Genomic DNA, 26546 nt, shown 5'->3' on the forward strand with positions numbered 1-26546 from the left:
CGGTACATTGTGCCCATGCCTAACGATATCGACCTTTTGATCGAACTAGCACTGCGTGAAGATATTGGCGCAGGGGATGTAACCGCTGAGTATTTTGTGCCGGATTCTAAGCTCGTGCGCGCTATGATGTTGGTCAAGGCTGATGGAGTGATTGCAGGGCTCGAGGTCGCTGAGAAGGTCATCCGCTTGGTCGATCCTGAGCTCTTGGTGAAACTGCTCAAGGTAGACGGTGACTCAGTAGCATATGGCGACCACGTGATGCAGATTGAAGGTTCGGCTAAGAGTATCCTGACCGCTGAACGGACGGCATTGAATTTCGCACAACGTCTCTCGGGTGTGGCGACAAAGACCGCCACGTTTGTCCAACGCGTTCAAGGAACAAAGGTGCAGGTGCTAGATACGAGAAAAACAACTCCGGGTTGGAGAATGTTGGAGAAAGCCGCAGTGATCTCTGGCGGAGGGATGAACCACCGAATGGGGCTTTATGATCGTGCCATGGTGAAAGACAACCACCTCGTGGCTGAGAGTGGCTTGAGCGATCTTCAGGTAGCCATTGACACTCTGAAGGCTGAGAAGCCAGCTGTGCAAGTGGAGCTGGAGGCTGACACGCTCGCTCAGGTCCAAGGGTTCTTGAGCTTGAGGGGGGTGGATTACATTTTACTTGATAATATGAGCAATGATCAGCTCGAGCAAGCTGTAGCAATGCGCGGCACAGCTGGCCCAAGGCTAGAGGCTAGCGGCGGAGTGAATTTAGACAGCATCGCGAGTATTGCTGCCACGGGAGTCGATTTCATCTCAGTCGGGGCGCTGACTCATTCTGCAGTAGCGCTCGATATTTCACTCGAGTTTTTTGACCTTTAAGCACTTTGCTGCATTCAAAATTGAAGAGCTGGCGTGACTGACTAGGGCGCAGCTAGGCGTGCGATTACCTGCTCGGCTGTGGCTTGGCCAGACATGATTGCACCTTCGATGGAGGCTGTGCTGGTGTGGTCACCACAGAGCCAAATGCCATCGATGTTGAGATAGCCTGCTTTTGGTGGCTCAATGCTAGGAGCTTGTTCCGGCAAGGCGTGCTTGATGATGTCTGTACGAAGATGTTGCCACTGCATCACAGAATCGCCAAACCACTCGCGCAATTCAGCAATGACGATGTCGCGTAAGTGTGGGTCCCTGCGTTCACCTAGAACAGCCACAGAGATGAGAGATTTTCCGGCCGGCGCGTAGCTTGGACTCACGTCAGATGGCACACAGAGGTTATTCACCAGCCCATCCCCACTACCATTGAGAGCAATGATGGCCTCTTTGAGAGGGGATTGGTCTGCACTAAAATAGAAGTTGGTGACGGCCCGCCAGCTGGGCGCAATGCTCTCGAAGTTTGGGACGAGGTGAGAAGCTGTGGAGGCGTCAGTGGCAAGGATAACCTGCGATGCGTCGAGAGAGGCGCCGTCGAGGAGGGTGACCGAGTCCGTGGTGACTGACTGAACTGGAGTGTTGAGCGAGATGGCGCTACGTGGCAGTCGATCGGCCAGTTGCTTGGGAATGGCACTCATACCATTAGCTGGGAGTGTGGCATAGCCGCTGGTAAACATCTTGAATGTGAACTCAAACATTCGACTAGATGTTCGGAGCTCATTCTCTAGGAATATACCACCATAGAAGCTACGGAAAAACCCATCAATCATGCACTCGCTGAAGCCATAACTGCGCAGAAATTCAACGGTCCGGAGGTCTTGGTGTCGTGCAATGTCTGCCTGTGAGGTGCCAAGCGCTTGAAAGCGTAGCTGGGCGACGCGGAGTTTATCTGTGAGTGAACCGATGGGTGAAAGCGCACTACCTAACATTCGTAGTGGTCGGCGAAACACATCCATCACTCGCTGCATTTTTTGCCCGTCAAAAACCAGGGCTCCGGGCTCAAATTTACAAAGCTCAAGTGCCTCTAAATTCAACAGTTTGCCAGCTTTAGGGTAAGCACTCAAAAATACCTGGAAGCCACGATCGAGTAGGAATCCATCTACGTTGTCGGTGCGCGCGCGTCCACCAACGCAGTCGCTCGCTTCCAAAATGATGTAGGGTGTGCCGGCTTCTTGGAGTTTGAGCGCGCAGGAAAGACCACTGAGTCCAGCTCCAACAATGATGACAGGGTTTTTGTTCGGAGACATTGTTGCTTAGAATACTCTTGTTCTTGTCAAAATCTGTCAATCAACATGATTTTCTGGTGCCTTCTGTAGGGGACTCGGTGTCACGTAACTTTGAGAGAACTGACTGGCTGTAGCAAATGGTGACGATGACGACGGATACATTGATCACGCACATGCTAATCCAGAAGCCGTCCAGGCCCAACTGGAAAACGTGCACCACTAAGGTGCAGCCGATGATTGGTAGAATGACTTTGCGCACGACGGATTCAATTAAACCGTACATTGGACGCTTCATGGCTTGCAGGAAGCCAATGTAGATGAATCCCACAACGTATGACCATTGAATGAAGGCCATAATGCGGACATAGCGAGTGCCGACGGCGATCACTTCGGCATCCTCGGTGAACAGCTTCACCAGCCACGGCGCAAAGACACCTAAGCCGATCGATGCTGCTAGTATGAGGTAGATGCCGTACTTTAGGCAGAGCCTAACACACTCACGGACTCGCTCAGAGTGGCCTGCTCCATTATTTTGGCCCACAATCGAGATGATCGCTGAGCCGAGGCCAATCGAGGGAAGGAGTGCGATTTGTTCGATACGCGTGCCAATACCAAAGGCCGCGACAGAGACCTCGCCATAGAATTTCAAGAAGTAAGTCGTGACGAAGAACCCGAGCGCCACCGACATGAGGTTGAAGCTGGTGGGAATCCCTTGACGTAGGATCTGACGATAGATCGTGAGTTTAGGTTTGATGTGTTCATAGCAAAGGGACGCGATGTGGCCGCGCCTGAGGACTACCGAGAAAAGGTACATGCCTCCAAGAGCTTGAATGCACACGGTGGCCCAGGCGATGCCGCGAATTCCCATCGCGGGGAGGCCGAAGCCGCCGTAGAGGAACCAAGGGTCGAGAATAAGGTTGAGGAAGAAGCCAATGATAAGCACACGGCTATAGGTCTTGCTGTCACCGTGAGCTAAGAGGATTGCATTGCTCATGCTACTCAACAAAAAGAAGACAGTGCCGAAGAACAGTGGACTTAGGTATTGGTCTGCTAGATCGAGTGTGTTGCCAGTGGCGCCTAAGAACTGAAACAACGGGTAGGCCGTAGTGAGACCAATTGCGCTGACGACGATGGAGCAAATAATGCCCAGCGAGATGACTTGTACGGAAAGCGTGCCAGCTTCGCTCTCTTGATTTGCCCCAAGAGCATTGGCAATCAATGCCGAAGCACCGCGAGCTAGGCCACCACTGATGGCGATGATGATGAAAAATACAGGAAACGACAGTGCCATTGCAGCGAGCGCTTCTGTCGAAATCCTTCCTGCATAAAAGGAATCAACAACGTTGTACATTGTGTTAAAAAAGTACCCGACACTCATCGGTAGTGCGATGCGACGGATATGACCCGGGAGTGAACCGGATGTTAGTGAGGGTGAGGCCATCTAGCAATCAGCATAGTGGTTCACCAACGCAATGCAAGGGAAGCCATGCTTGGAACTATGACTTATTGAGGATCCTTTTCCACACGCGGTTTGCCTGTGATCAATTGCGAGAACTTAAACGGCTGAGCTTGGTAGTCTTTTTGAAGATATTCCTCCGGGATCGTGACTTGGTTTGCGTCTCTGATTCCGGAGAAGCTAGGTGACATGATTTCAATACCCGCTTCATTGAAGCGATCCTGAATTGCTTGGTGCATTTGTGAATAAATCAGCGGTGTCTTTCGGGGATGGCGGCTCACAACATTGAGCTCGTACTCGACGCTAAAGTCACCCAAGGCATTTTGCAGCACGAATGCTGGTCGTGATTCATCGAGGAATTCGATGTCAGCTGCTGCTGCAATGAGTAATTCATGAACCTGACGCCATGGGACATCATAGCCGATGGTGACTGTGCTATGCAGTACGATACCAGCATCTTTAGCGTGGGTGCTGTAGTTCACAATATGGTTATTCATCACCATGGTGTTCGGGACAGAAATGACAACATTCTTTGGTGTGCGAATGCGTGTGACGAGGAGCGATTTCTCAACGATGTCACCTGTGGTTTCTGCGATGCGAACCCGATCACCAGTTTGGAAGGCACGCATGTAAGTGATGGCGATCCCAGAAATGATGTTGGTGATCGCTGAGGTGGAGCCCAGTGATACGAGAATGCCGATGAAAATCGACAAGCCCTGGAGTGCTGGAGACTGGGAGCCCGGTAGGTAGGGGAAGACGATGACGAAGGCAAATACCATGAGCAAAAGCCGGACGAGTACGAATGTGGGACGTGCCCATTCTTGATAAAAACCATTGAGATGGATACGGCCACGATCCACGCCATCGAAGATGAGTTTGACGATGCGGATGAGAAAATGGGTGAAGAAGCCTACGGTGAAAATGAATACGAGATTCGGAATGAATTCGATAAACTCATTTTGGAGGTCGAGGTATTTACTACTGAGGTAGTTCCAAACAATCTCAGGGATGTGGCAGGTACTATCCCACTGAGTTAACACAATTACCGAGAAGGTAGCGAACAGTACGATATTGACGACGCGACGAATGAAGGACGTGAAGGTAGCTGATAACTTACTAATTTCTTCACCATTTAGGAGCTCCTGTTCTTGGAGTTTTACCGAGCGGATCTCACGATTGAAGACGCGACCATCCTCAGTGCCGATCCAACGAAAAATGCGCTTCACAATCCACCATGACACCAGCAAAAGAAAGGCAGACACAACCACCACGATGACGCGCTGGACGAACTTGGCTTCTTCCGAATGAGTGAAAAAATCGAGTAGGGAGTTCAGGAACTCAGACATTATTCTGATCATTACCTGATAGGTGGATAAGTGTAAAGGTGCGAATGAGTTGAGCTCTGTTGGGTAATTGTGTTATAAAATAATTATCTAACCTTCCAACTTAGCTGCGATGTCAGACAACACCACATCTTCTCCCATCAAACTCTTGTTAGTCGTTTCTATCCCTACTGGTAGAGAATCCATTCAAAAGCATCTAAATGCATTATCTGAACACCAAAGCACCGAGGGTCGATCGATCGAAATCGTGGCAGTGGCATACAACAAACGATCGGCCTATCAGGAGTTGAAGTCCTATGAGCCAGATTTAGTGATTTTGGATCTGATGCTGCCAAATATGAGAAGTATCGAAATTGCGGCGTACATTTCTACACTCAATCCAGAAATTAAGATTATCGCAATGTCACCAGAAGACACCCCACATGAAGAGCTCATGTTGTGTCTGCAGGCAGGCGTTCTGGGGTATTTCACAGAAGAAGCGAAGACTGAGCATGTGCTGCGGGCTATCGACCGGGTGCTCTGTGGGAAAAAATCTCTCCCGGAAGAAGCAACTTACGATGTGTTGCAACAAGCCGCTTCAGATCTCGTGATCTCTAGAAAAGAAAAGCGCACTCAATTTCTCAGCGCACTCATTGGTTTAGTGCCTCTCGCAGGTATACTTGCGGCATTCATCAGCTTTCTATGGCGTGAGTATTGGGGGCAGATTGGGGTGCGTGTGGGGGATCTGGGTGTCGATTCATCAAAGCGCGTGGTCGAACTCTTCATCAGCATCTTGCTCCTAGTTGGAATGATTGGCCCATTGCTATACATCAACTCCTGGCTCGATGCGATCGAGGAACGCTTTGGAAAACTGAAAAAATGGATTTACGCATCGAGGGCAAAGCCTGGGCTGAAGCGCGCCTTATATGCACGTAAGACCCAATGGATTGTTTTCGCATGCATGTTACTGATGATCTCTATGCCATTGAATTTCACCGGCGGGAAGATATTGACGATCGTGATTGGTGTGATTTTTGCTGCAGCATTGTTAGCGAATATGGCTGGCTTTGCTCAAGCCTTGCCAACGGTATTCCACCTATCAAAATCGAGCACTCGTTGGGTCTACACTATCTTAGGTGGTATTTTCACACTTTTGATACTGGCCTTAAGTGTTGAAGTCTTTTTGCGAGGGCCTGATCTAAGGCACGATGGCGTGCATGGATTTGTGGTCAAGAAGGCGCTCGATGTCTCAGCTCGTCCTGCAATGTTTTATGATCTAGATGGAAAGCACCCACCGTTAGGAGCGTTATACCTTGGAGGTAATGCGGATCTTTACGTTCTCTATGACCCCAACACGGAATCTGTACGCATGATCCCGGTCGGCTCCACCCGCGTTGAAATTATCGATGAAGTACCGGTGCTTGATGACGGGAAGGATTAAGTATTTTTCAGGAAAATAGCGAGTGGGGTAGTTCGTCTCATCCTAATAATTGAGGAGGCTTTTTTGCTATCCAGTGGGAGGCAATACTCAGAAGCTTGTGCTTGTATTAAGTGGTCTGAATATTGCGATATTCCTGCACTTCTCGATTCATCGGACAACACGATACTGTTGCTCTTAGGGTCGTGGCAGGCGATATCCCCCTTGTCGTGTGTTCAGCTGCATTCACCCATGAACACACAATGACAAGCATACGAAACCTTATCATACTCCTGCTCTCAAGTCTGACATTGATGGCAGAGACTTTAACTCCACTAGGCGAAGGCGATCCCACCATGACTGTGCCGCAAACAGCGGCCGAGCTTTGGGCGGAGTTTGATCCCACTGCAGAACCTCTAGATACGGAGATTCTTTACCAATGGGAGGAAAGCGGCGTCACACTTCAGGTGGTCAGAATCCGCGTCGGAGTGTTCAAAGGTGAGACCGTGATGGTCGCTGGTGTGTATGGTTTCCCAACTGGTCAAACAAACCTTCCAGGACTTCTCAATATCCATGGTGGTGGACAATCTGCTGATTACAAATCGTGCTTGTACAATGCCTTGCGCGGTTACGCTACATTCTCTTTGGCCTGGGCTGGTCGCATCACTGCGGATAGCCCGAATGATACGGGAACTGGCTACAGCGTGACGAATGCCAATGTGGCCGCATTTTGGACAGGTGACACAAACGATCCCGACTATAAAGTCACGACGGATTGGGGTCCCTTAGAGGGGTACCACGCGCCGAGTCGCTATGTGAGCACCAATGCGACAGACCTACAGCCAGCAACATGGACTTACGATGCTGTCGAGTCTCCGCGGAATAGCACCTGGTTCTATTGGACTATGGCGGCCCGCCGCGCGCTTACTTTCCTTGAAAATCAATCTGAGGTGGATGGCACACGGCTCGGTGTTTACGGGCACTCTATGGGGGGAAAGTTGACAGTGATGACCACGGGGACGGACTCGCGCGTCAAAGCATCAGCACCATCGTGTGGTGGCAATAGCTTCTTTGATGAGTACAACAACAACGACTTTATGGGCGTCACCATTGGTGATCCGGCCTATTTGGCCACGATTGCGTGTCCGACGATGTTCTTGATGCCATCGAACGACTTCAACGCACATATCGCCGATATGCCGGCGAGCGTCGCCTTCCTTGACAACAATAGCATCGATTGGCGGATCAGTACCTCAGCGCACCACAACCACCAAGATACCTCGGAGTACACGGTGGCTACCCAGATTTGGATGGACGAGATATTTAAGTCGGGTCCGACCACGCCTGAATCACCAGTGATAAGCTTGAACCTTAACGATCCATCAGGCGTTCCGCAGATCACGATCACAGCGGATAATACGACACGCACGGTACAGAGCGTGGAGGTGTTCTACACCCAGATGGGTGAAGATGACGGAGAGGTGCAGAGCATCAATGACTTCATCGTGCGCCATTGGCACAGTGCCACGGTGACCGGAAGTGGGGCAAACTGGGCTGCATCACTTCCCATTGAGTCCACTGACGAGCCACTGATGGTTTTCGCCAATGTCCGCTACGACCTCGACAGTTCGATCACTGCTGCGGGGTATTACTACGCGCCGTATACCGCTGAGCAATTCGTCTTATCCACACCAGTCATTTTAACGAGCTCGGCGGCACTTCAATCTGCAGGGGTCAATGCAACATTCAGCCCAACAACCGATATTGAAGACTTCTTGGGGGATTGGGAACTTGAGTGGTTTAGTTATTTGGAGGGTGCAACTCGCTGGCAGCGCACCACGCACAAGATCAATGATGTCGTCTACAAAGGTCCTAAATATTCTAAGCTCAGTCTCGAAATATACTCTGAACAGGTGAATAAACTTGTCTTGCGTATTGATGATGCCGGTGTGGAGATCGAGCTTCCCGGGGGCGCCGAGTGGCAACAAGTCGAGCTGAACCCATGGGATTTTCAGAAAAGTGATGGAGTGATGGGATTCAACTGGGATAATGCCAATGAGTTGGAGCTTACCAACTACCTCAACCTTGGCAATTCTGTAGAACTAGGCAACGCAGTTTGGAGTGGCGCGAATCCTCAATTTCGCAACTTGCAGTGGAAAGCTGGCACAGTGAAGGACTACACGGATGAAATTCCTAACCCACTATCCGACCTACCAGTCGAGGACGGCGTGGTGTACCTGACACTTGAATCCACCCTAGAATACTCTGAAGGTGTGAATGGCCTCAGCTTGAATGACGAGTGGTTGGGGGAGGCCGCTTACGAAGTAGAAGGGCAGGTGTACCCACGCGGAATCACCGGCTTATCACCAGCTGAGTTATTGTTTTTCCTTGGTCGTGACTACAGCCAGTTTGATGCAATCACTCAAGCGCGCAACTTTGCCGGAGTAGGCGTGACGATGCAGGTCTATCTCGATGACGTCCTTGCCTTTGAGTCATCTAGTTTAGTGAACGATGAGCATGAGGCTGTTAGTTTGGATGTTAGTGATGCGGTGGAAATGCGTTTGGTGATTGTGGCAACCGAAGATCCATCAGCAATCGTGCAGGCCGCATGGGTAGATGCCAAGCTAACCCCAAAGAATAGAACCATCTTTAGCGAAGGTTTTGAAGGGCTGGGTGGCAATGTGAGTGGTACTGATGGTTGGGTGAATTCTTTTAGTGATTGGTCTTCCAGTGCAAATAACCCATCAGGCAGCAGTATGACAGGCAGCTTCTATGGCAATTTCACAGGCTATTACTTCGATGCTGCCACTGCGCCGGATCCATCGAATTCAGGTGCGACTCACAAACCATATGATGGCACTACGGATACCTATAACCTGGGGCAGCATTGGGTTTCCGTCGGAAATAGCCTAGCGACTGCCACATATTCCTTCGGGATGCAGGCCGACTCTGGTGTGACGGTAGAAGAGGGAACAACTTACGAGCTGAGCTTCAATTACTTCAAAATGCCCACAGTGGCGCAGCCGGGGGATTCTGATGTGATCGCTCATCTAGTGGACTACTCAACCCTCGATGCTACAGGGGGCGCCACCACGATATTTGCTACTCAGACTTTCGATGCTGCAACGGTAGTGGGAGACATCAGGACAGCCACGTTGGCTTTCAAGGGGACTGCCGCAGCTAGTGGTGCGCAGTTGGGGATTCTGATCACCGCGCCTGCAGATGATCTCGATTACGCAGGTATCGACAATGTCAAGCTTGTGGCGAATGCGGCTGAGACATTCAACGATTGGGGCTTTGAAAGTGGTCTTGATGACACAGCTGGCAAGGAGTCAGGCTTTGATAAGGACCCAGATAAAGATGGCTTGGATAATGGCGTGGAAGCTTGGTTTGGCACTGACCCGCTCGTGGCAGGCAATACCTTTACCACGGTGGAAGTGAACAGTGGGAACCTCAGCTTCCAGCACATGCAGAATGATGTGGTTCTTGATGGGGTCAACGGCTCCTACGAATGGTCGACCAATCTCGGGGATTGGTATGCTGCTGATGGGGTGGATGGTCCAGGGGGCGGCTCAACAGTCACCGTGGTGCCTACGACCCTCAATGGTGTGACCACCGCAGCGGTAAGCACGAGTCTTGCTCAGGAGAAGATCTTCATTCGAGTCAAGGTGACCTCTTCGAACTGAATCCCTAGAATCCCTTAAACAAAATGCCGCTACTTGGTTTATCCCTAGTAGCGGCATTCTCTTTTTGGTGATTGGCTATGCGAGCGTGCTGAGCTTCTGGCGCATGATGATCATGCTGGCCTTACTCTCGGCACCGGAGCGAATCGCTTGCTCCAGCTCCACCGCGCCGTATTGGGTGCTATCATACGTGGCGACAATGACTTCATCGCCAGTGCGGAGGAAGCGATCCTCACTGTTGCCAAAGTCGGAGTAACAAGTGGCGCCGATGCCGACGACTGCGTAGCGAGGCTTGCTACTGGCAATCATGCTAGAAAGTGGCTCCAGCGGTCCGTGGTCGGTCTGGGTGTTGATTTGATTCAGCATCCATTCCACGAGTTGTTGATTGAGGTAGCAATAGTCAGAGACGGCGGTATCTTTGCCGTAGGTGATGAGCTTGCCATCCCGCACGAGGTAGCAGGCGAGGCGGTATCGGTCGATTGTGCCGCCAGCTTCATTGAAGTCGTCGATTGGTACAATCGCCTCCGCCATGCCTTGGGAGGCGGCCCCCCCAGTTCTTTTTGATGCTAATCTTTGGCGCAGCAATGCGGCGTGAGCAATCGTTGAAGGCGCTGAATCCGAGGACTTGGACGCCTGAGAGGAGCTCTTCTGAGCCATCCGCATACTCCAGTTCAAGCACGAGACCGATCTCAGGCTCTGGCTGGAGGAAGCCTTCCTCGTTGTCATTCAACAGTGAAGAGGAGAGGGGGTTCTTGCTGAGAAAGCTTCCGTGGTCAGGCAAAAACCATGGAAACATGCCTTTAGGCGCGTTTTCTGGAGCAACGACTTCTTTGAAGTCATTTGCTTCACCTGCTTGGTCGAGGTGCTCCGCTTGATTGCCTGCAATCCCAAGCCCAATCCAGGCTTCGTTATTGGTGAGTTTAGAAAGTGTCGTGACGTGCATGATGATTTGCTGTGTATGTGGAAAGAATGTGGGATGCAAGGACGAGACGAGAGCCTAGGATAAGAATTTCACATGAATCCCATGAAGGCTAAAGGATCTTGTCTATGATGTCTAACGTGAGGTTTGAATGAGTAGCTAACATTGTTGTTGCAATTTGAGTCGAGACATCTAGAAGCCTGCTGTGTCGGGCACGTCATCGTGTGCGACTCCTTGTGGAGGCCTGATGGGTATCAGGCAGGAAATAGATGGGGAATCCGGTGCGTGATCGATGTGATGTCGTGAGCTATTCCGGAGCGGTACCGCCACTGTGAGGTTGAGTCATCAACTAAGCCAGACTGCCATGCCACAAGTCTAACTCATTCGTCCCTGCGGATTTCAGGGGAAGAACTATGAAACAAACTACAAAGAATAGCCTGATTTCAGGCAAACATGTTGTGGCTGGCCTGATTGTGGCTGGTCATTGTGCAGCTCAAGCTCAAGAAGCAAAGCAGACAGACTTGGCAGTCGTCGGGGATCTTGAACCAACCACGGTGATCGCTACCAAGTTTGAAGATTCCCTCGAGAATGTCTCATCGAGTGTGGCCGTACTCGATGCCGACGCATTGATTGATGAAGGTAAGATCAGCGTTCAGGATGCGATCGGCTATAGGACTCCAGGGGTCATTTCAACCTCTACAGCAGGGCAGCGTGGGCAATCGGGCTCTCTGTTTATTCGTGGAACGACAACAAAGTATTCCCAAATGCGCCTTGATGGCGTTCGGGTGAGTGATTCATCAAGCCTCTACAACAACTTTCTCGGATCCTCGAACTTGTATGGTTATTCTACCGTAGAGGTCCTTAAAGGTGCCTCTAGCTCATTCTACGGCGGCGGTGCGATTGGTGGTGTTGTCTCTCTCACCACTGCCAAGGGGGCTGGTGAACCAAGCCACCAGGTGAATGCCGAATACGGCTCATTCAATAGCTGGTTGGGCAACCTGAACTCTCAGGGGCAAATTGGTGATTTTTCATACAATGTTGGAATTACCGCGGAGGATACTCAGAATGATTCAGACTCCGTAATCTCAGGAAATGACTTTAGACAACAGTCGTATTATTCGCGCTTCGATTATGCGATCAATTCTGATTCATCATTGGGGTTAACTTTCAGGGTGAATGACGCCTATTCAGAAACCCCTGAACGAGGCAATCCATTGACAGGCGTAACGCAGAAGAATCACTACGACAATTTTTTCGGCACGCTATTCTACCAAAACCAATTGACGGAGATCTGGGATTCAAAGTTAACCTTTGGTTATAGCAAGGAAGACTTCGACAGCCGTGGCTTCAGTGAAAGCTTTTTCTCCCCTGGCTCATACAGCGAGAGCAACTTTGATTCGAACACTGATAGGTATTCAGCGTATTGGGATAACCAATTGCTATGGAGTGATCAGCACCAAAGCGTGCTAGGAGCGTACTTTGAAAACTCAAAATACAAGAGCACATTCCAGGAATCCAAAGACCGTGACACTTTCGGTCTCTACGTGAATCACGCTTGGCAGGTGATTGATCAAGTTCTTGTGAATGGCTCACTTGGCTATGACGACCACGATGATTTTGGTGATGTTGTGTCTTGGAACGCCGGTGCCATTGTGGATGCGACTCAAAGCACCAAGCTGAGAGCAAATGCTGGCACAGGATTTCGCGCTCCCTCATTTGGTGAGCTCGGATACAACAAGCAACTTGAAGCTGAAGAATCATTCAGCTGGGACCTAGGGGTTGAGCAAAGTTTGGGTTCAAGCGTATTCACTTTGGCATGGTTTGAAACAGATGTGGATAATCTTATCGAGTTTGGTGGTTTTGACCCCATCACGTTTGCGCCGCTTTATTCCAACACGAAGGATAAATCCAAAGCGAGTGGTTTAGAGTTTTCCGCCAAGTCAGAACTTGAACAAATCAATTCAGAACTTTACGCCTCTTACACCTACTACCAACGCACATTGGATGCGATCATTCCTGAACACACCGCAGCTGCTGGAATCAAAACCAGCATCACGGATGCCTGGAATGCAGGTTTGAATGCGACTTGGGTTGATGAACGTAAGTCTAGCGATCCAGTGGTAGATCCATTGGCTAGCTACTTCTTGCTCGATCTGTTTACTAATTATCAAATCAACGATAATTGGAAGGTTCACGGACGTGTGGAAAATCTATTAGACGATCATTACTTTCTCTCTGATTTCAGTGGCAGCTTCGGTGATTTGAATGCAGTAAAAGGCCGCGGGCGCGGTTTCTACGCCGGCGTGACGGCCTCATTCTAATGCTACAAAAGCAAATTTCATAACGGATGCTGCACGATTTCGGTCGTGCAGCATTTCTTAGTTTATGCTTAGGATCCATCAGAGATGCGAAAGATTCACAACGAATGGTTAGATTATCGCTTTGAATTAAGCGAACGACCCATACGCGTGGTGTCATTAGTATCCTCGGCGACAGAGGCGATGGACAAGATGGGCTTGCATGATCGCTTGGTAGGGATCTCTGAGTATTGCCCTCGCTATATTGACCCAACAGGGATTCCTATCGTTTCTCAGTACTTGAATGCGGATATCGAGACGATTGTCAATCTTGAGCCTGATCTGGTACTTCTCACCACTGGGATTCAGCGTGGCTTGAGCAAGAAATTGGTGCAGGCTGATCTACCCGTCTACAACCTCACGCTGCCACATAGTTTTTCAGGTGTTTTAGAAAATATCACCAACTTGGGCGGTCTACTCAATGAGTTAGGTCTTGCTAGGGATCTTGTCAGTCAAATGGAACAGGCGCATCACAAGCTCTCTACCCAGCACCCCTGCGCCAAGCGCCCCAGGGTTTATGTCGAGCTCTGGCTGGGTCGCCATCGCCGTGCGGTGGGTGGTTTATCCTACATCCGCGACATCATCCACATGGCTGGCGGGGAGATGGTCTATGGCGATACTACTGAGGGCTATTTACAAAATGATTTTGAAGAGGTGAAGGCGCTTGATCCCGATGTTTTTCTCTTTTTCCACGAGCCCGAGTACTTGGTGGATGGGCATGCCTTGGTGGCGGAACGTGGATGGGATGCTGCAAAGCCAGTGATCATGTCCTCGGTAGAAATGGGCATGAATGTGATTCAGGATGGCCCGAGCATGATTGATACTGCGCATTGGCTGCGCAGGCAACTAAGAGAGGTGGGGATATGCGTTGGATGAAGCTTGCGTTGTTACATTTTCTGATCGCTGTTGGGTCTTTCGTGGTCACATCTTGTGATAAAGTTTCTGAGTCGCGTGAGAGTCATCATTTGGAAGATCCGTCTTCTCTGCGTATCGTGACAATGTCACCGAGCGCAGGGGAAATAGCCCACATTTTAGGGCTAGGCAATCAAGTGGTGGGGGTGTCCCGTTTCACGAAGTACCCGCCAGAATTTCTGGAGAAGCCTAAAATTGGAGGTTACCTTGACGTCGATACAGAAGCAATTATCCGGCTCGATGCTGATGTGGTAGTGCTACTCAACGAGCAGGCTGACCTAGCCACTCAATTGGAGAAGTTTGGCATGCACACGCTAATGGTCGATCACATGAGTCTAGATGGCATCGTTGAGTCAATCCGTGTCGTCGGCTCAGCGTTTGATCGCTCGGATGCAGCTGAAGAGGCTGTGGCGAGTTTTGTCGATCGTGTTGAGACGGTGCGGCTTGCTGCTCATCAAGGCAACACGCCGAAGGTGCTTTTGAGTATCGGAAGAGAGATGGGGGTAGGGAAAGTGAATGGCCTGATCGCTGCTGGAGCGGCAGGTGTGCATCAGGAATTGCTCAAGGTGGCTGGCTTCCACAATGCCTATGCTGGTGTAGAAAACTTCCCCAATGTGACCCGTGAGCATCTCATTAGAATGAATCCCGATGTGATTGTTGATATGGTCAATGGAGAAGATATTGAGCAATTGGGAGTTGAAGCGATTTTGAGAGACTGGCAGCAATACCAAGAGTTAGACGCCGTGAGAAATGCGAGAGTCTATGTCCTCGCTGGCGACCAACATTATGTGCCCGGGCCTCGGCTGTGTGACACGCTTGAGTGGTTGGCTCATGTCAGGCAGGAGGTGGCGCGTGAGTGAACGACTCATCAATGTGCAAGATCTAGGCCTGCGGCTGGGGGCGAGTCAGATACTAGATGGTCTGCAGTTCCATGTCGACGCTGGTCAGCGCTTGGCAATCGTTGGTCCAAATGGTGCTGGCAAAACAAGCCTGCTACGCCTGCTGCTTGGTGTGACTGCTGCTCATTATGGCACGATTGAATTGCTAGGGAAACCACTGGAATCCTATTCGCGCAAAGAACTGGCAAAGCATGTTGCCTATGTCCCACAATTACTTAATGCGGAGGTGAATCACACCGTGCGACAGTTCGTTGGCATGGGACGTTACGCTCATGACGGTGGGGACGAGGATGATATTGTGAGTCGGTCATTAAGTGCTGTAGCGATGGAAGATTTTGACCTGCGAATCGTCTCCTCCTTGAGTGGAGGCGAGCGGCAGCGTGTTTGTATTGCAGCGGCACTTGCCCAAGAGGCTCCCATCATGATCCTAGATGAACCATTGGCTCATTTGGATCCGACACAACGTGTCGAGGTTCAATCGGTGCTTTCTCGATTGGATAAAGAAATGACTTTGGTTGTGGTGACGCACGATCTTCATTGGGTGTTGCAGTATTTCGATCGTATCTTGGCCTTGAATCACGGGTTTCCTACTTTTTTCGGGGATCGCAAAGAATTCATTTCAAAGAGGGTGATTGCAAAAATCTTTGGGGATCAGGTGGCCGCAATGGTAGAGAGGATTGAGGATGATCACTAAGGCTAGCGTTCTTTCGGTCTTACTTAGTTTGCTCACCCTCTGCGTGGCTCCTTGGTTGGGTGAGACATTAATTCCCGTGTTTGATCGTAATGTTGAAGATTCGTTAATTCTAACTGAAATTCGTATCCCTAGAGTGCTTCTGGCATTCACTTGTGGTGCGGTACTGGCTCTTGGTGGTCTTGTATTTCAGGCCATGTTTCGAAACCCTCTAGCGACCCCATACACCCTTGGCGCTGCGGGTGGGGCAAGTTTTGCAGTGGCTTTGTGGGTGAATCTTGGGCTTCAGTGTTCATTCTGGATCATTTCAGGGGTGTCCTTAGCGGCGCTGGTTGGGGCTGGTTTGTCAGTACTTGGTGTGTATCAGCTGGCTCGGCTATTGGGGAGTCTCGCTTCGGTTAGTCTCTTGCTGGCTGGTGTGGTGCTCAGCTTCCTTTTTGCTAGCATGACAATGTTGGTCCAATTTTTTGCCGATGCTGGCTCGGTGTTTAGAATGTTACGATGGACGATGGGGAGTATGTCTTATGCTGATTACGATGCCTTGTTCTCCATCTTGCCGATGGTGGTGATCGGAATGGGGATTGTCTTCCGTTACCGATACGAGCTAGACCTTTTGAGTGTTGGTGATGAGCTCGCGATGAGTCGTGGCTTGGATGTGGATCGCATTCGTAAGCACCTATTTCTTGCTGTGTCCTTGATGCTGGCTGCTGTGATCTCCGTGTGTGGGCCAATTGGCTTTGTGGGGATTGTAGTACCGCATTTGGTGCGCTTGCTGTGTGGTGCTGATCACCGCCTGAATACCTGGGTTGCAGCATTCCTTGGTGGTGCATTTCTTGTGAGTTGTGACATTCTAGCGCGAAGTGTGACAGTGGGGTCGGATTTACCTGTTGGCATTATCACAGCGCTGATTGGGGGGCCCTTTTTCCTATTCATTTTACTTGGTAAAAACCGCATGAAACCGTAACACTATCAGATCGGTTTTATTTCGGCCAAGCATCCATTTTCATGTCAATCAAACGCCTCATTCTCATCCTAAGTCTCGGTTTCGTCTTGCTCTGTAGCAGTCTGTGGATTGCTCGACATTCTATCGTCAACACGGTTATCGATAGGGGGCTGGTGAAAGTGACTAGCTTGGCTGCCAATTATCAGGTCGAGCTCAAAGACCTGGACTCTGGCCCGATGCACATTCCCACTCCATTTGATATGAATGTGCAGGACCTACGCTCAGAATTCGACATCGGATTCAATAACCGCGATAAGATTCGCTCGCGCTTTGAGGCAGACAAAGTGGAATTGATGATTGAACGAATCCTACCTCCAGTGGCGCGCTTCACCATTGAAGGTTTCTCACTAAAGTTGCATCCGGATGACATGCCAGATGATTTCCCATTTGATCACTTTAATTCTGGCGTATTCCTAAGCCAACCAATCCCGGTGAGCACACCTAAGCAATCCGTGAAGGCTGCTTATGCCCAGCTACTGGAGCTATTCACCCGCAACAAGGTAGATGCCGATTTCAACTTTTCTGGCAATGTTGCAGTGCCTGTGAAGCGCGGGGAATTGGTGGATGTGCTTCTCTACACTGAGAAGCTCAAGGATGGCGCGCGGCGCTTGAGATTCAAGCGTGAAGACCTTGAGAAACTCGCTGCCAAGTCAGATGTGCGCTTGAGTTCAGACACGCTAGATATTCTATCCGACTTCCCATTGCGTGTGCCTTTCATCATGCTTATCACGCACGATGCTAAGTCGAGTGCCGCAACGATGCGGCAGGGGAATAAAGCATATCCTGAAGACGCCCATCGTCATATTACCTGGAGCTACCATCTCACCAAAGAATTTGGCCCAGCCTTTGCTAAACGGGTGACCGATAGCCATGAAACTCTCGATGGCAATACGCCGAATGAACGCAAAATGGACTACCACAACAATGCGGTTGCCCGAGAGTTGGTAGCCGAGGGGGTGCGCGCTGAACAGTTGAGTGACATCATACTCAATGACCCACGAGTGATACGAGATCCTAACGAGGTTCCAAAGCGTTCCAAATTGTTGAGGTGAATGGGGTCTTTGGGCTCTGATGTTAGGTTCACAGGGAAACCTTGGATATTATCAGAATTGAGGTTGCCACTGCAGCTGGAATTTGTTGGAATGCACCCCAGTAGAGCCTATGAGTGTATCAAATCGATCTTTCCAACGCGTAGTTCTCAAGTTGAGCGGTGAAGCTCTTCGCGAGGTGGGTAGTCAGGATAATATTTCCCCTGAAATTGTGGAGCGAATCGCTTTGGAAATCAAATCAGCTCACGATGCTGGCATGGAAATTGCGATCGTTGTTGGTGGTGGTAATTTCTGGCGTGGAGCCAGCGCGAGTGCGCGCGGCATGGATCGAGCTACTGCGGACTACGTAGGCATGATGGCCACCGTGATGAATGCTCTAGCAGTTCAGAGCGCTATCGAAGTTGAGGGTGTGCCTTGTGTGGTTCAATCTGCGATTGAGATGAAAAATGTCGCTGAACCGTTCATTCGCCGCAAAGCGAACAAACATCTTTCAGATGGCACCGTCGTGGTGTTTGCTGCAGGCACGGGCAGTCCATTCTTCTCTACGGACACGACGGCAGCACTTCGCGCCAGTGAAGTGGGAGCCTGCGCTATTTTGAAAGCCACCATGGTAGATGGTGTGTACAATGCTGACCCTAAAAAGGACCCCAGCGCCACGCGGTACGAAACAATTTCTTTCCGCCGTTGCCTCTCTGACCAACTTGCTGTGATGGATTCTACTGCCTTCTCGCTCTGCATGGACAACGACATCCCCATCATTGTGTTTGACCTGAATGTGGCAGACAACATCACCAGAGCAATCAAAGGTGAAGATGTCGGCACAATCGTCACCAACGAGGCGTAAATAATTTATCTAGATACAATATTATGGAACCTACATCTGTTCTTGAAGAAATCGAAATGACAATGGAAGCGGCCATCGAGCACATGGGGGTCGAATTTGGCTCAGTGCGTACCGGTAAAGCCTCTCCATCACTTGTGGAAAATGTCGTGGTAGACGTGAAGTCATACGGTAGCAAAATGAAACTGCGCGAACTCGCGGTGATCACCACCCCGGAGCCACGTCAAATCATGATCCAACCATACGATGCCAGCACCGTCGAGGATATCGATCGAGGCATTCGCGAAGCACAACTCGGTTTCAACCCAGTGAATGAAGGTAAAACACTCCGACTTCCTATCCCGGAGCTCACCGAAGAGCGTCGCCAAGAAATGGTGAAGCGCGTCAAGTCTATCTCTGAAGATATCAAGGTGCGTTTACGTGGTTGTCGCAAAGATGGTATGGATTCTGGCAAAAAGATGAAAGCTGAGAACGTTTTGACAGAGGATAGCTTGCGTGATTTTGAGGCAGAAGTTCAAGAAATTACCAATAAGTACACCAAGCAAGTGGATGAGGCTACTGCGTCTAAGGAAGCAGAAGTCATGACTGTTTGATTGGGGGATTCTAATCACTCATTGAAGACAAAAGGCACCCAAGTCGGGTGCCTTTTTTAATGGTAGGGGAGCTGAAATAAGCTAGAGAGCCTCATAGCCGCGCGACCCTTGCTTGATCAGTGTGGTTTCTACATAACCAGCTCTTCGCGCAAGTTCCTTGGCCTTCTTGAAATCTCGTGCAACTTCGCCGGGCGCATGAGCATCAGAGGAAATGACTAAGTCAATCCCTCCATCGCGAGCTAGCTCAAGGAACTCGATGTGTGGGTATTGTTCGGCACATGGTTTATGCCACCCTGCGGTATTGAGTTCGATGATAGCACCAGATGTTGCAATGGCGTCGATCACTGGCTCATAGAAGCGGCGTAGATCGCCGTCTGGACGGTGGCCAAATTTTTTAATCAGGTCTGGGTGTGCTAGGATGTCGAAGAGCCCGCTGTCAGCCATAGCAATATAGGCGTCCCAATACTTAGTCCAGACCACCTCGATGTTTGCTTCATCCCAACGTGAGCCGACCCACTTTGGATTGTCGAAGTCCCAGTGGTCACCATCTTGGATGTAATGGACTGAGCCGATCAGGTAATCCCAGCTGTAGCGTTTTCGTAGTTGCTTGATCCATTCTTCACAGCCAGGCAGCCAATCGCATTCCATGCCAGCGCGAACAGGTATCTTGTCACCCGCATGTGCTTTGGCGCGCTCTACCCACTCAATATACTCAGGTAGCTGAGAATCACGCATCCTCCAGTCGTCGAAGAACACTGGCCCAGTCGGCGCATGGTCAGTGATGCCATACTCGGTTACACCTGCGGCAATCGCAGCGTCAATGTATGCCTCGGGGGTGCCATCAGCATGCATACACAGAGGCGTGTGGGTGTGGTAGTCAGCGGGCATTGTTCAAAGTGATACGTAAGGTATTATAGCTTAGAGCTTGATCTAGCGTGAGGGGGCTAGCTCGAAGGTGAAGCCCTTCAGGTACTCAGTTTCTGGGATCCCAGGTAGGATCGGGTGATCGAGGCGCTGACCATGATTTTGGATCAGACGCAGGGTCTTCTTCGCATCCACTGAGGCCTGAACCACATTCTGGAGGAAGAGCTCACGGGTGGCGTGATGGCTGCAGCAATAGGTAGAAAGGATGCCGTCTTTGGCGAGCAACTTGAGGCCTCGCAGGTGGATCTCTTTGTAGCCACGCATGGCATCATTGAGCGTCTTTTTGTTGCGCGTGAAGGATGGGGGGTCGAGAATGATGAGGTCGTACTCTTCCTCGTGATGCTTAAGGAAATCGAATGCATTGTGCTTGATTGCTTCAATCTCCACATCATTAAGCTCGGCGTTGCGCTTCGTCGCCTCAATGGCACTCTCGGAGACGTCTACCGCAGTGACACTGGAGGCGCCAGCTTTTGCGCATGCTAAAGCGAACCCACCTTGGTTGCAGAAGACGTCGAGCACTTTCTTGCCCTTCGCAAGTTTAGCAATCGCGGCGTGCGCATCCAATTGGTCGAGGTAAAGACCTGTTTTTTGACCGTCGAGGAGATCAACCTCAAACAACACACCGTTGGCGTCGACGACGAAGGGGCCTGGGTTTTCGCCATGCATCAACGTGATTTCAGGTTCAATACCCTCAGCCTTTAGCATTGGTGAGTCGTTTCTTAAGATAATGGTCTTAGGCTTCAGTAAGTTGATCATCGTCTCCACAATGAGTTCACGGTGCTTATGCATCGCCAAGGTGAGCGTCTGAAGGACAAAATGATCTCCATAGCGGTCGACGATGACACCTGGCAAGGCATCAGACTCGCTCCAGATGAGACGACACAGGTTGATGTCAACTCCCTCAGATCTCTCGCGTAATGCAATTGCCTGCTCGAAGCGACGAGTGAAGAATTCTAGATCTAGCTTTTGCTTGCGGCGCGAGATTCTCCGCGCAACGATCTGAGAGTTAGGGTTGTATATCGCGGTGCCTAGAGGGCGGTCCCGGAAGTCTTTCATGGAGATGACTTCACCAGGCTCAGGATTGCCAAAGGTCTTCTGAATTTCTGATGCGTATACCCAGTCGTGACCGTGAAAGACTCTGGAGCGAGGTTTGATGATGATGCCAGCCATGATAAATGATGAAAAAGATTGTGGGTGCCTCGCTCCTTGTGAGCGCGCTGATATCCATCGTACTAGCCGCCGCTGGGGCAATGGTCAATCCCTGCTTCACACATCCAATCCATTTTCCGCTTGCACAAGCTAGTTTAGATTGGTTAGACATTACTAAATCTATTATGGGACAACAAAGCAACAAAACCATCAAGCGTCGCCGTCGTAAGCAATACCTCCGCCGCAAGAAAGCTGCCAGCAATGCGCAGTCCACACCAGCAGCGAAGTCAGTAGCCGCAGAAAAGTCAGCTCCGGAGGATACACCTAAGGTGCCAGCCAAGAAGGCTGCCAAAAAGGCTACGAAAAAGGTAGCCAAGAAGGCCGCTAAAAAAACGGCAAAGAAAGCTGCTAAAAAAACTGCTAAAAAAGCAGCCCCAAAGAAAAGTTCTGACGAGTAACTAAGAATAATGTAATTTAGCAGCAGCTGGTGTGAGTCATTCCCACTGGCTGCTGCTTTTTTTATTTCTGCGATATGAAAAATCATCCTGTTCACCATGCGCTTGGCTGCCTTCTCTCACTACTAGTGCTTTCTTCAGAACTTTCTGCAGAAACGAGCGAAGCGACGCAATGGTTGGATGACCTGAAGAGCCAAGACTATAAAACGCGTGAGGTGGCGACGGATAAACTTTGGAGTCTCGGTGAGGAAGCAATTCCGCTTCTTGAGGATGCCCGAAATTCAGACGACCCCGAGCAGTCACGCCGTGCGTGGACGATTACAAGGAACATCACCTTAGATCTCGATGCCAGTACGCCACGCGAGGTGCTCAAAGCGATCGAAGCATACCAATCAGCGTTAGACGTCGAAAATAAGGAGCTGATCATTCGCGACTTGATCGAAAATAAGGCATACAAACAAATAGTTCTATTGCTTCACCAGGAGCCAAACCCTGAGCATAAGGCTAAACTGTCTGGCTCACAACGGATCAAGCGCGTTGCCTACCATGCGGCTGAGCAGGTTTTACAACAGGAGGGGATTGCTGAAGCGATTAAAATCCTATCCGTGGCACCCCGTTCTGAGCGAAACCTTGAGGCTCTGGCATTTTTAATGCGCAGAGTTGGGCGTCTTGAGGGGGAAATCGCTTCCCTAAAAAAGATAGGAAATCTCAATGTAGGGCAAAAGACTTGGCTTAGAATCCTACTCCAGTCACAAGGAGATGCCGCCGCCTTACGCGAATTTGCCAAGCAATACAAAGACGCTAGACTCACCATTGCATTGGATGTGCTTGATGGCGACGCGTCATCGTTACTCAAGTTGGCTAAGCAATCAGCGCAGGGGGTGCACCTTTATGGTGTCGACCGGATGGAGAAGTTGTGGAAGGAGGATCGTGCTGGGCTGCGGAACGATAAGGATGAAATTAATTCCGACGATGGTAATTTGGGGCACATGCAGACCCGTCACCAAGTTGAAATCCATGCCTTACTGGGAGATGTGGGCTTTGTGACGAGCATCATCGGCCAGATAGACCTCATCCAGTTGGCGTACTATCGCTCGGCATTTCCCTATCGCGACACGATATGGGAAGAGTTGAATATCCCGAACCCACACAGTGAGCGCGCAGCATTCCTGGAATGGGTGACCGTGACGATTGCTCAGACTATCGGTAATGATGAAGTGGATCAGGATGAGCAGCAATTGGTTTTGTTGGTCATGGATACCCTGGTACGCACTGGAGATAGCGACTTGGTGGTCGAACTCTACACGCGCTATTTGGATGCAGTGAATGAGTCTGGAGATGATCACATTTACGATGTTCTCAAGCTGATGATAGGGGCGGGGTTTGCCGAGGAAGCGTATCACTACATTGCGACGCAAATTGATGATGTTGATGTCATGTTACCAAGCATCCGACGTCACCTTTATGGAGATGATAAGAATTTAGACTATGTGACTGAACGGATTGAACGCCATCATCCAGAACTCACTGAAATCGAACAGCTTCGATTATTGATGGAATTGATGGGAAATCTTCAATCTTCGGGTCAAGTCGTCGAAGCCTTCCTGAGTAAACTGGAGGCGCTCGGTGGCCAGCTAGGCGGCCAAGCCCAGCTAGACGCCATCGATGCTCTTATGTTTGTGGGAGCGAACCGAGGTGACTATCAAACTCGCTTGAGGTTGGTCAAAATGGCATGTGGCTTACAGGTTCCTAAAGAAAAAAAAGTGAAGCTCATCAACGACTACATGCAGCTTTCTCAGGTGATGCTGGATCCAGCATCAGTGGTGGATGCGTGTGAGTTGTATCAAAAAGAGCTTGGGGAACTTGGTCAATACAAGGTGCTTTATGCCATTGCGATGTGTCAGCTTGACCCTGAACGCGGGCGCCCCATGCTTGACGAAGTGATTACCAGCACCTTGGGCTCGTTGCGCATTCGAGCAAGATTGGCCTATCGCTTGCATCAAGCAGGGATGGAAACCGAAGCCCATCAGATGCTAGAGCAATTGCTAGTAGAAACCTCACCCTTGGATAAAGAGTTCAGCTTCGTGGTGACAGCAATGATCCAGCTCTCTTCGGGGATCGAGCTAGAGGAACCTCGCGGTGGTTGGTCGCGGTTGGCAGCCTTGCGCGCATCGCAGATTGTGATGCTAATGGATCCTGAAGGGGAGACCAACACCGAGGCTCAACTGGTGCGCAAGCATACTGAGTTTTGCTTCAGCTACGGCATGGCTTTACTGAAACGAGGGAAGAAGGATTTCGCCACTGATTTATTGGCGCGTAGTCACAAGATCAACCTCGGTCATGGTAGTCTCGCTGACCACTTCTTTCCTCAAGTCCTCCAATCAAGCATTCGCTCCACTGCTGAGGGATGGTTTGCTGCTACTTGGGCTGACATGCAGCAGCAAATCTCTCAGCATAAAGGAAATCATGACGCTCTGAATTCAGCTGCTTGGTTGGGTGCGCGTACTGCGCGGCACCTCGATGTAGCAGAATCCTATTCTCGCAAGGCGCTTGAGTTACGCATGCGTGAGCCCTCATACCTCGACACTTTGGCTGAGGTGTTTTATGCAAAGGGAGACGCTCGTATGGCAGTGAAGTGTAGCGATGAATCGATTGATTCTTTAATTCACCTAGGAATTACTGGCTACAGCGACCATGCAGCAAAGACCTCCCACATCGAACTAGCTAGACAAAATCAAAAGTTTCGGTCAGCACTAAAGCGCGCTAGCAAAGAGTAATCACGCAGTGCCGCTACGTTATGTGGAAACTCATTATCATCTTTTCAGCTCTCCCATTTGTGGTTGCAGGATTCGCTGCCAACGCACTAGGCCTCAGAATCCTGTTGAAGCCGGCCACGATCAGCATGGAACTTGATGTCTTCATTCACAAGCTATTGCTTTGCATGCAGCGTGAAGATATTCAGGTCGTGTATGAAAAGCGACAGCTCTGGCCCAAGCTCAGTGTCGACAAGCTCTACCTGCCGGAGTCCTATCGCGCAAGCAAGCGAGTCAGTCATGCTGGGTTGGCGGCGCAGCGACTTGGGGTGGTCTTGCTCGGAGAGCAACAACCAGATCCAGTTCGTTGGAGGGAGAGAATGTTAAAGTTGGGGTACACCTTGCCAGTGTTCGCCCTGTTGGTAGTAAGCTTTGGATTTCTGGTGGGGAAGCTGCCTACCACGATACTCCTTGCTGTGATTGCTGCGACTCTTGGCTTTGTGTCGGTGATGCTGGGCTTGAGCATGGGAGTGGATCGAGAAGCTGCGTACCTTATGGTGACGCGCTTAGAGAAACTCCGGGTGCTACCACGTTTGTCTGAGGAAGAAGCTGTCGTGGAGGCTATTAAAGCGGCTCCCTGGGCCTCACTAATGCCTGGAGCATTCCTTAAGTTGACTTTAAAGGATTAGGGCGAGCGAGAGAGGCTCCCGGTTGCATTGGTTGTTGTGAAAGCTATACAACACTATACGGAAAGCCGAAGTGAGACGCCCTCACTTAAATACAATAAAAATAGTCATAACGACCTACATTTCAATAGAATGCTATATTTCAGCGTTCGGATAGCTACCGAGAATCTTAACCATTGAGCAGTGATTCCTAAGTTGGTCGATAGCATCCTTGATTGCTGCGTCTTCATTGTGCCCAGCGAGGTCGACGTAGAAAAAGTACTCCCAGTCACGCTGCTTGGAAGGTCGCGATTCGATCTTGGACATGTTGATTGCACAGTCTTCAAATGCTTGAAGCGCCTTCACGAGTGAACCAGGTTGATCCTTAATCGAGAAGAGTAGTGAGGTGCGGTCGTCGCCAGTTGGAGGACAAGTCTTCTCACCGATCACAAGGAAACGTGTGGTGTTAGTGGCGCGATCTTGGATATTGGATTCAAGCATTTGCAGCCCGTACATCTCCGCAGCGAGCGGCCCACCCATAGCTGCAGCACCTTCGTGCGCCTTTTCCTTTGCAATCTTTGCAGCCTTCGTGGTGCTGGAGACCTCAACGAGATCGGCTTCAGGGAAGTGCTGGAGGATCCATGACCTACATTGGCCAAAAACTTGAGGGTGCGAATAAAGTGTCTTAATCTCGTCCTTCGGAATGCAGGCCATCAGACCGTTTTCAATGCGCATCAGGATTTGCGCGCAAATTTTGAGAGGGGAGTCCACGAAGAGATCAAGGGTGTGTGATACAGCACCTTCAGTAGAGTTTTCAATTGGAACCACACCGTAGCTAGCTTGACGTCTCTCAACCGTGTTGAACACGTCTGAGAAGTTTGGCTGCGCAGAGTACTCCACACTGTGCCCAAATTTTTTGATGGCTGCCTGGTGCGTCCAAGTGCCCTCAGGCCCAAGATAAGCGATCTTTAGATCGTCTTCGAGTGCGAGCGCAGCGGACATGATCTCACGGTAGATGGCACGGATGGATTTCTCTGGGAGGCGGCCTTCGCTCATTGCCACAAGCTTACGCAGGAGTGCTTCTTCACGCTCAGGCGCGTAAATCTGGAGACCTTCCTTTTTTTTAATTTCACCCACGATATGCACGCACTCAGCACGCTGGTTCATGAGGTCGATCAATTGTGTGTCGATGGCGTCAATGCGCTTGCGGATGTCGTCGAGTGGCACGGTGTCAGGTCTATGGTTAAGTGGCTGAAAACGTTTAAGAACGACATCTTCGTAAGAAGTCGCCGTTAGAATAAGCGTGTTGCTGTCATGTGC

At 50.3% G+C, this 26546-nt stretch carries 22 protein-coding genes; 14 read left to right on the forward strand and 8 right to left on the reverse strand.

Translation table 11 applies throughout. The features are described from left to right. The first annotated feature begins 15 nt into the window (after positions 1-15). The gene (gene nadC / locus F454_RS0100720; RefSeq protein ID WP_033367111.1) at positions 16-861 is read left to right on the forward strand and encodes a carboxylating nicotinate-nucleotide diphosphorylase; all 846 of its coding nucleotides are present in this window, start codon (positions 16-18) and stop codon (positions 859-861) included. 41 nt (positions 862-902) lie between these two features. Here nadC and F454_RS0100725 read toward each other — a convergent pair whose 3' ends face one another. The 3 genes from F454_RS0100725 to F454_RS13670 form a co-directional block, all read right to left on the reverse strand. After that, positions 903-2159 carry an NAD(P)/FAD-dependent oxidoreductase gene (locus tag F454_RS0100725; protein WP_018968702.1) on the reverse strand — a complete coding sequence of 419 codons (1257 nt, stop codon included), beginning with the start codon at positions 2157-2159 and terminating at the stop codon, positions 903-905. Positions 2160-2199: 40 nt separating this feature from the next. Next, entirely contained in the window at positions 2200-3579 is a 1380-nt protein-coding gene (locus F454_RS0100730) for an MATE family efflux transporter (protein WP_026292617.1), read from the reverse strand. A 62-nt stretch (positions 3580-3641) separates the two neighbouring features. Next, positions 3642-4940, reverse strand: coding sequence for a mechanosensitive ion channel family protein (locus F454_RS13670; protein WP_018968704.1), 1299 nt, complete (start codon positions 4938-4940; stop codon positions 3642-3644). A 109-nt stretch (positions 4941-5049) separates the two neighbouring features. Here F454_RS13670 and F454_RS0100740 point away from each other — a divergent pair, with 109 nt between their 5' ends. Together F454_RS0100740 and F454_RS15395 are read left to right on the forward strand one after the other, a co-directional pair. Continuing rightward, positions 5050-6357 (forward strand): response regulator, encoded by a 1308-nt coding sequence (locus F454_RS0100740; RefSeq protein WP_018968705.1) that lies wholly within the window; start codon positions 5050-5052, stop codon positions 6355-6357. Between the two features lie 290 nt (positions 6358-6647). Then, positions 6648-10019, forward strand: coding sequence for an NPCBM/NEW2 domain-containing protein (locus tag F454_RS15395; RefSeq protein WP_018968706.1), 3372 nt, complete (start codon positions 6648-6650; stop codon positions 10017-10019). A gap of 75 nt (positions 10020-10094) precedes the next feature. On the opposite strand, the gene F454_RS15400 is transcribed toward F454_RS15395, so the two are convergent. Beyond that, complete coding sequence (locus F454_RS15400; protein ID WP_018968707.1) at positions 10095-10547, reverse strand: DUF5718 family protein; 453 nt, start codon at positions 10545-10547, stop codon at positions 10095-10097. Continuing rightward, positions 10510-10959: a DUF5718 family protein gene (locus F454_RS15405; RefSeq protein ID WP_051083272.1), complete on the reverse strand. Its 450-nt coding sequence runs from the start codon at positions 10957-10959 to the stop codon at positions 10510-10512. The genes F454_RS15400 and F454_RS15405 overlap by 38 nt, the downstream gene beginning before the upstream one ends. A gap of 389 nt (positions 10960-11348) precedes the next feature. Between F454_RS15405 and F454_RS0100755 the strand changes: the two genes are divergently transcribed. The 8 genes from F454_RS0100755 to frr all read left to right on the forward strand — a co-directional run bounded on the left by F454_RS0100755 (position 11349) and on the right by frr (position 19280). Next, entirely contained in the window at positions 11349-13256 is a 1908-nt protein-coding gene (locus F454_RS0100755; protein WP_018968708.1) for a TonB-dependent receptor plug domain-containing protein, read from the forward strand. Between the two features lie 84 nt (positions 13257-13340). Then, positions 13341-14168 carry a helical backbone metal receptor gene (locus F454_RS0100760; RefSeq protein ID WP_018968709.1) on the forward strand — a complete coding sequence of 276 codons (828 nt, stop codon included), beginning with the start codon at positions 13341-13343 and terminating at the stop codon, positions 14166-14168. 122 nt (positions 14169-14290) lie between these two features. Continuing rightward, positions 14291-15064 (forward strand): ABC transporter substrate-binding protein, encoded by a 774-nt coding sequence (locus tag F454_RS0100765; protein ID WP_018968710.1) that lies wholly within the window; start codon positions 14291-14293, stop codon positions 15062-15064. Then, the gene (locus F454_RS13685; protein WP_018968711.1) at positions 15057-15797 is read left to right on the forward strand and encodes an ABC transporter ATP-binding protein; all 741 of its coding nucleotides are present in this window, start codon (positions 15057-15059) and stop codon (positions 15795-15797) included. The genes F454_RS0100765 and F454_RS13685 overlap by 8 nt, the downstream gene beginning before the upstream one ends. Beyond that, positions 15787-16758 carry a FecCD family ABC transporter permease gene (locus F454_RS0100775; RefSeq protein ID WP_018968712.1) on the forward strand — a complete coding sequence of 324 codons (972 nt, stop codon included), beginning with the start codon at positions 15787-15789 and terminating at the stop codon, positions 16756-16758. Before F454_RS13685 ends, F454_RS0100775 begins: the two co-directional genes overlap by 11 nt. A 41-nt stretch (positions 16759-16799) precedes the next feature. Continuing rightward, on the forward strand, positions 16800-17849 hold the full coding sequence (locus F454_RS0100780; RefSeq protein ID WP_018968713.1) for a DUF6973 domain-containing protein: 1050 nt from the start codon (positions 16800-16802) through the stop codon (positions 17847-17849). A 109-nt stretch (positions 17850-17958) separates the two neighbouring features. Beyond that, positions 17959-18690: a UMP kinase gene (pyrH, locus tag F454_RS0100785; RefSeq protein ID WP_018968714.1), complete on the forward strand. Its 732-nt coding sequence runs from the start codon at positions 17959-17961 to the stop codon at positions 18688-18690. Between the two features lie 23 nt (positions 18691-18713). Next, positions 18714-19280: a ribosome recycling factor gene (gene frr, locus F454_RS0100790; RefSeq protein ID WP_018968715.1), complete on the forward strand. Its 567-nt coding sequence runs from the start codon at positions 18714-18716 to the stop codon at positions 19278-19280. 81 nt (positions 19281-19361) lie between these two features. Here the strand turns inward: frr and F454_RS0100795 are convergent, their stop codons facing one another. After that, positions 19362-20168, reverse strand: a complete 807-nt coding sequence (locus F454_RS0100795; RefSeq protein ID WP_033367063.1) for a histidinol-phosphatase — start codon at positions 20166-20168, stop codon at positions 19362-19364. A 42-nt stretch (positions 20169-20210) separates the two neighbouring features. After that, positions 20211-21374 carry a class I SAM-dependent rRNA methyltransferase gene (locus F454_RS0100800; RefSeq protein ID WP_018968717.1) on the reverse strand — a complete coding sequence of 388 codons (1164 nt, stop codon included), beginning with the start codon at positions 21372-21374 and terminating at the stop codon, positions 20211-20213. Between the two features lie 5 nt (positions 21375-21379). Here F454_RS0100800 and F454_RS16540 point away from each other — a divergent pair, with 5 nt between their 5' ends. The 3 genes from F454_RS16540 (at position 21380) to F454_RS0100815 (ending at position 25250) form a co-directional block, all read left to right on the forward strand. Beyond that, positions 21380-21811 carry a hypothetical protein gene (locus F454_RS16540; protein ID WP_018968718.1) on the forward strand — a complete coding sequence of 144 codons (432 nt, stop codon included), beginning with the start codon at positions 21380-21382 and terminating at the stop codon, positions 21809-21811. A gap of 74 nt (positions 21812-21885) precedes the next feature. Beyond that, a complete protein-coding gene (locus tag F454_RS0100810) occupies positions 21886-24585 on the forward strand; it encodes a hypothetical protein (protein ID WP_018968719.1) in 2700 nt (899 codons plus the stop codon). A 20-nt stretch (positions 24586-24605) separates the two neighbouring features. After that, on the forward strand, positions 24606-25250 hold the full coding sequence (locus F454_RS0100815) for a hypothetical protein (RefSeq protein WP_018968720.1): 645 nt from the start codon (positions 24606-24608) through the stop codon (positions 25248-25250). A 132-nt stretch (positions 25251-25382) separates the two neighbouring features. Here the strand turns inward: F454_RS0100815 and pheA are convergent, their stop codons facing one another. Continuing rightward, entirely contained in the window at positions 25383-26453 is a 1071-nt protein-coding gene (gene pheA / locus F454_RS0100820; RefSeq protein ID WP_018968721.1) for a prephenate dehydratase, read from the reverse strand. Between the last annotated feature and the right edge of the window lie 93 nt (positions 26454-26546).

This window comes from Rubritalea marina DSM 17716 (assembly GCF_000378105.1).
Classification (GTDB): domain Bacteria; phylum Verrucomicrobiota; class Verrucomicrobiia; order Verrucomicrobiales; family Akkermansiaceae; genus Rubritalea; species Rubritalea marina.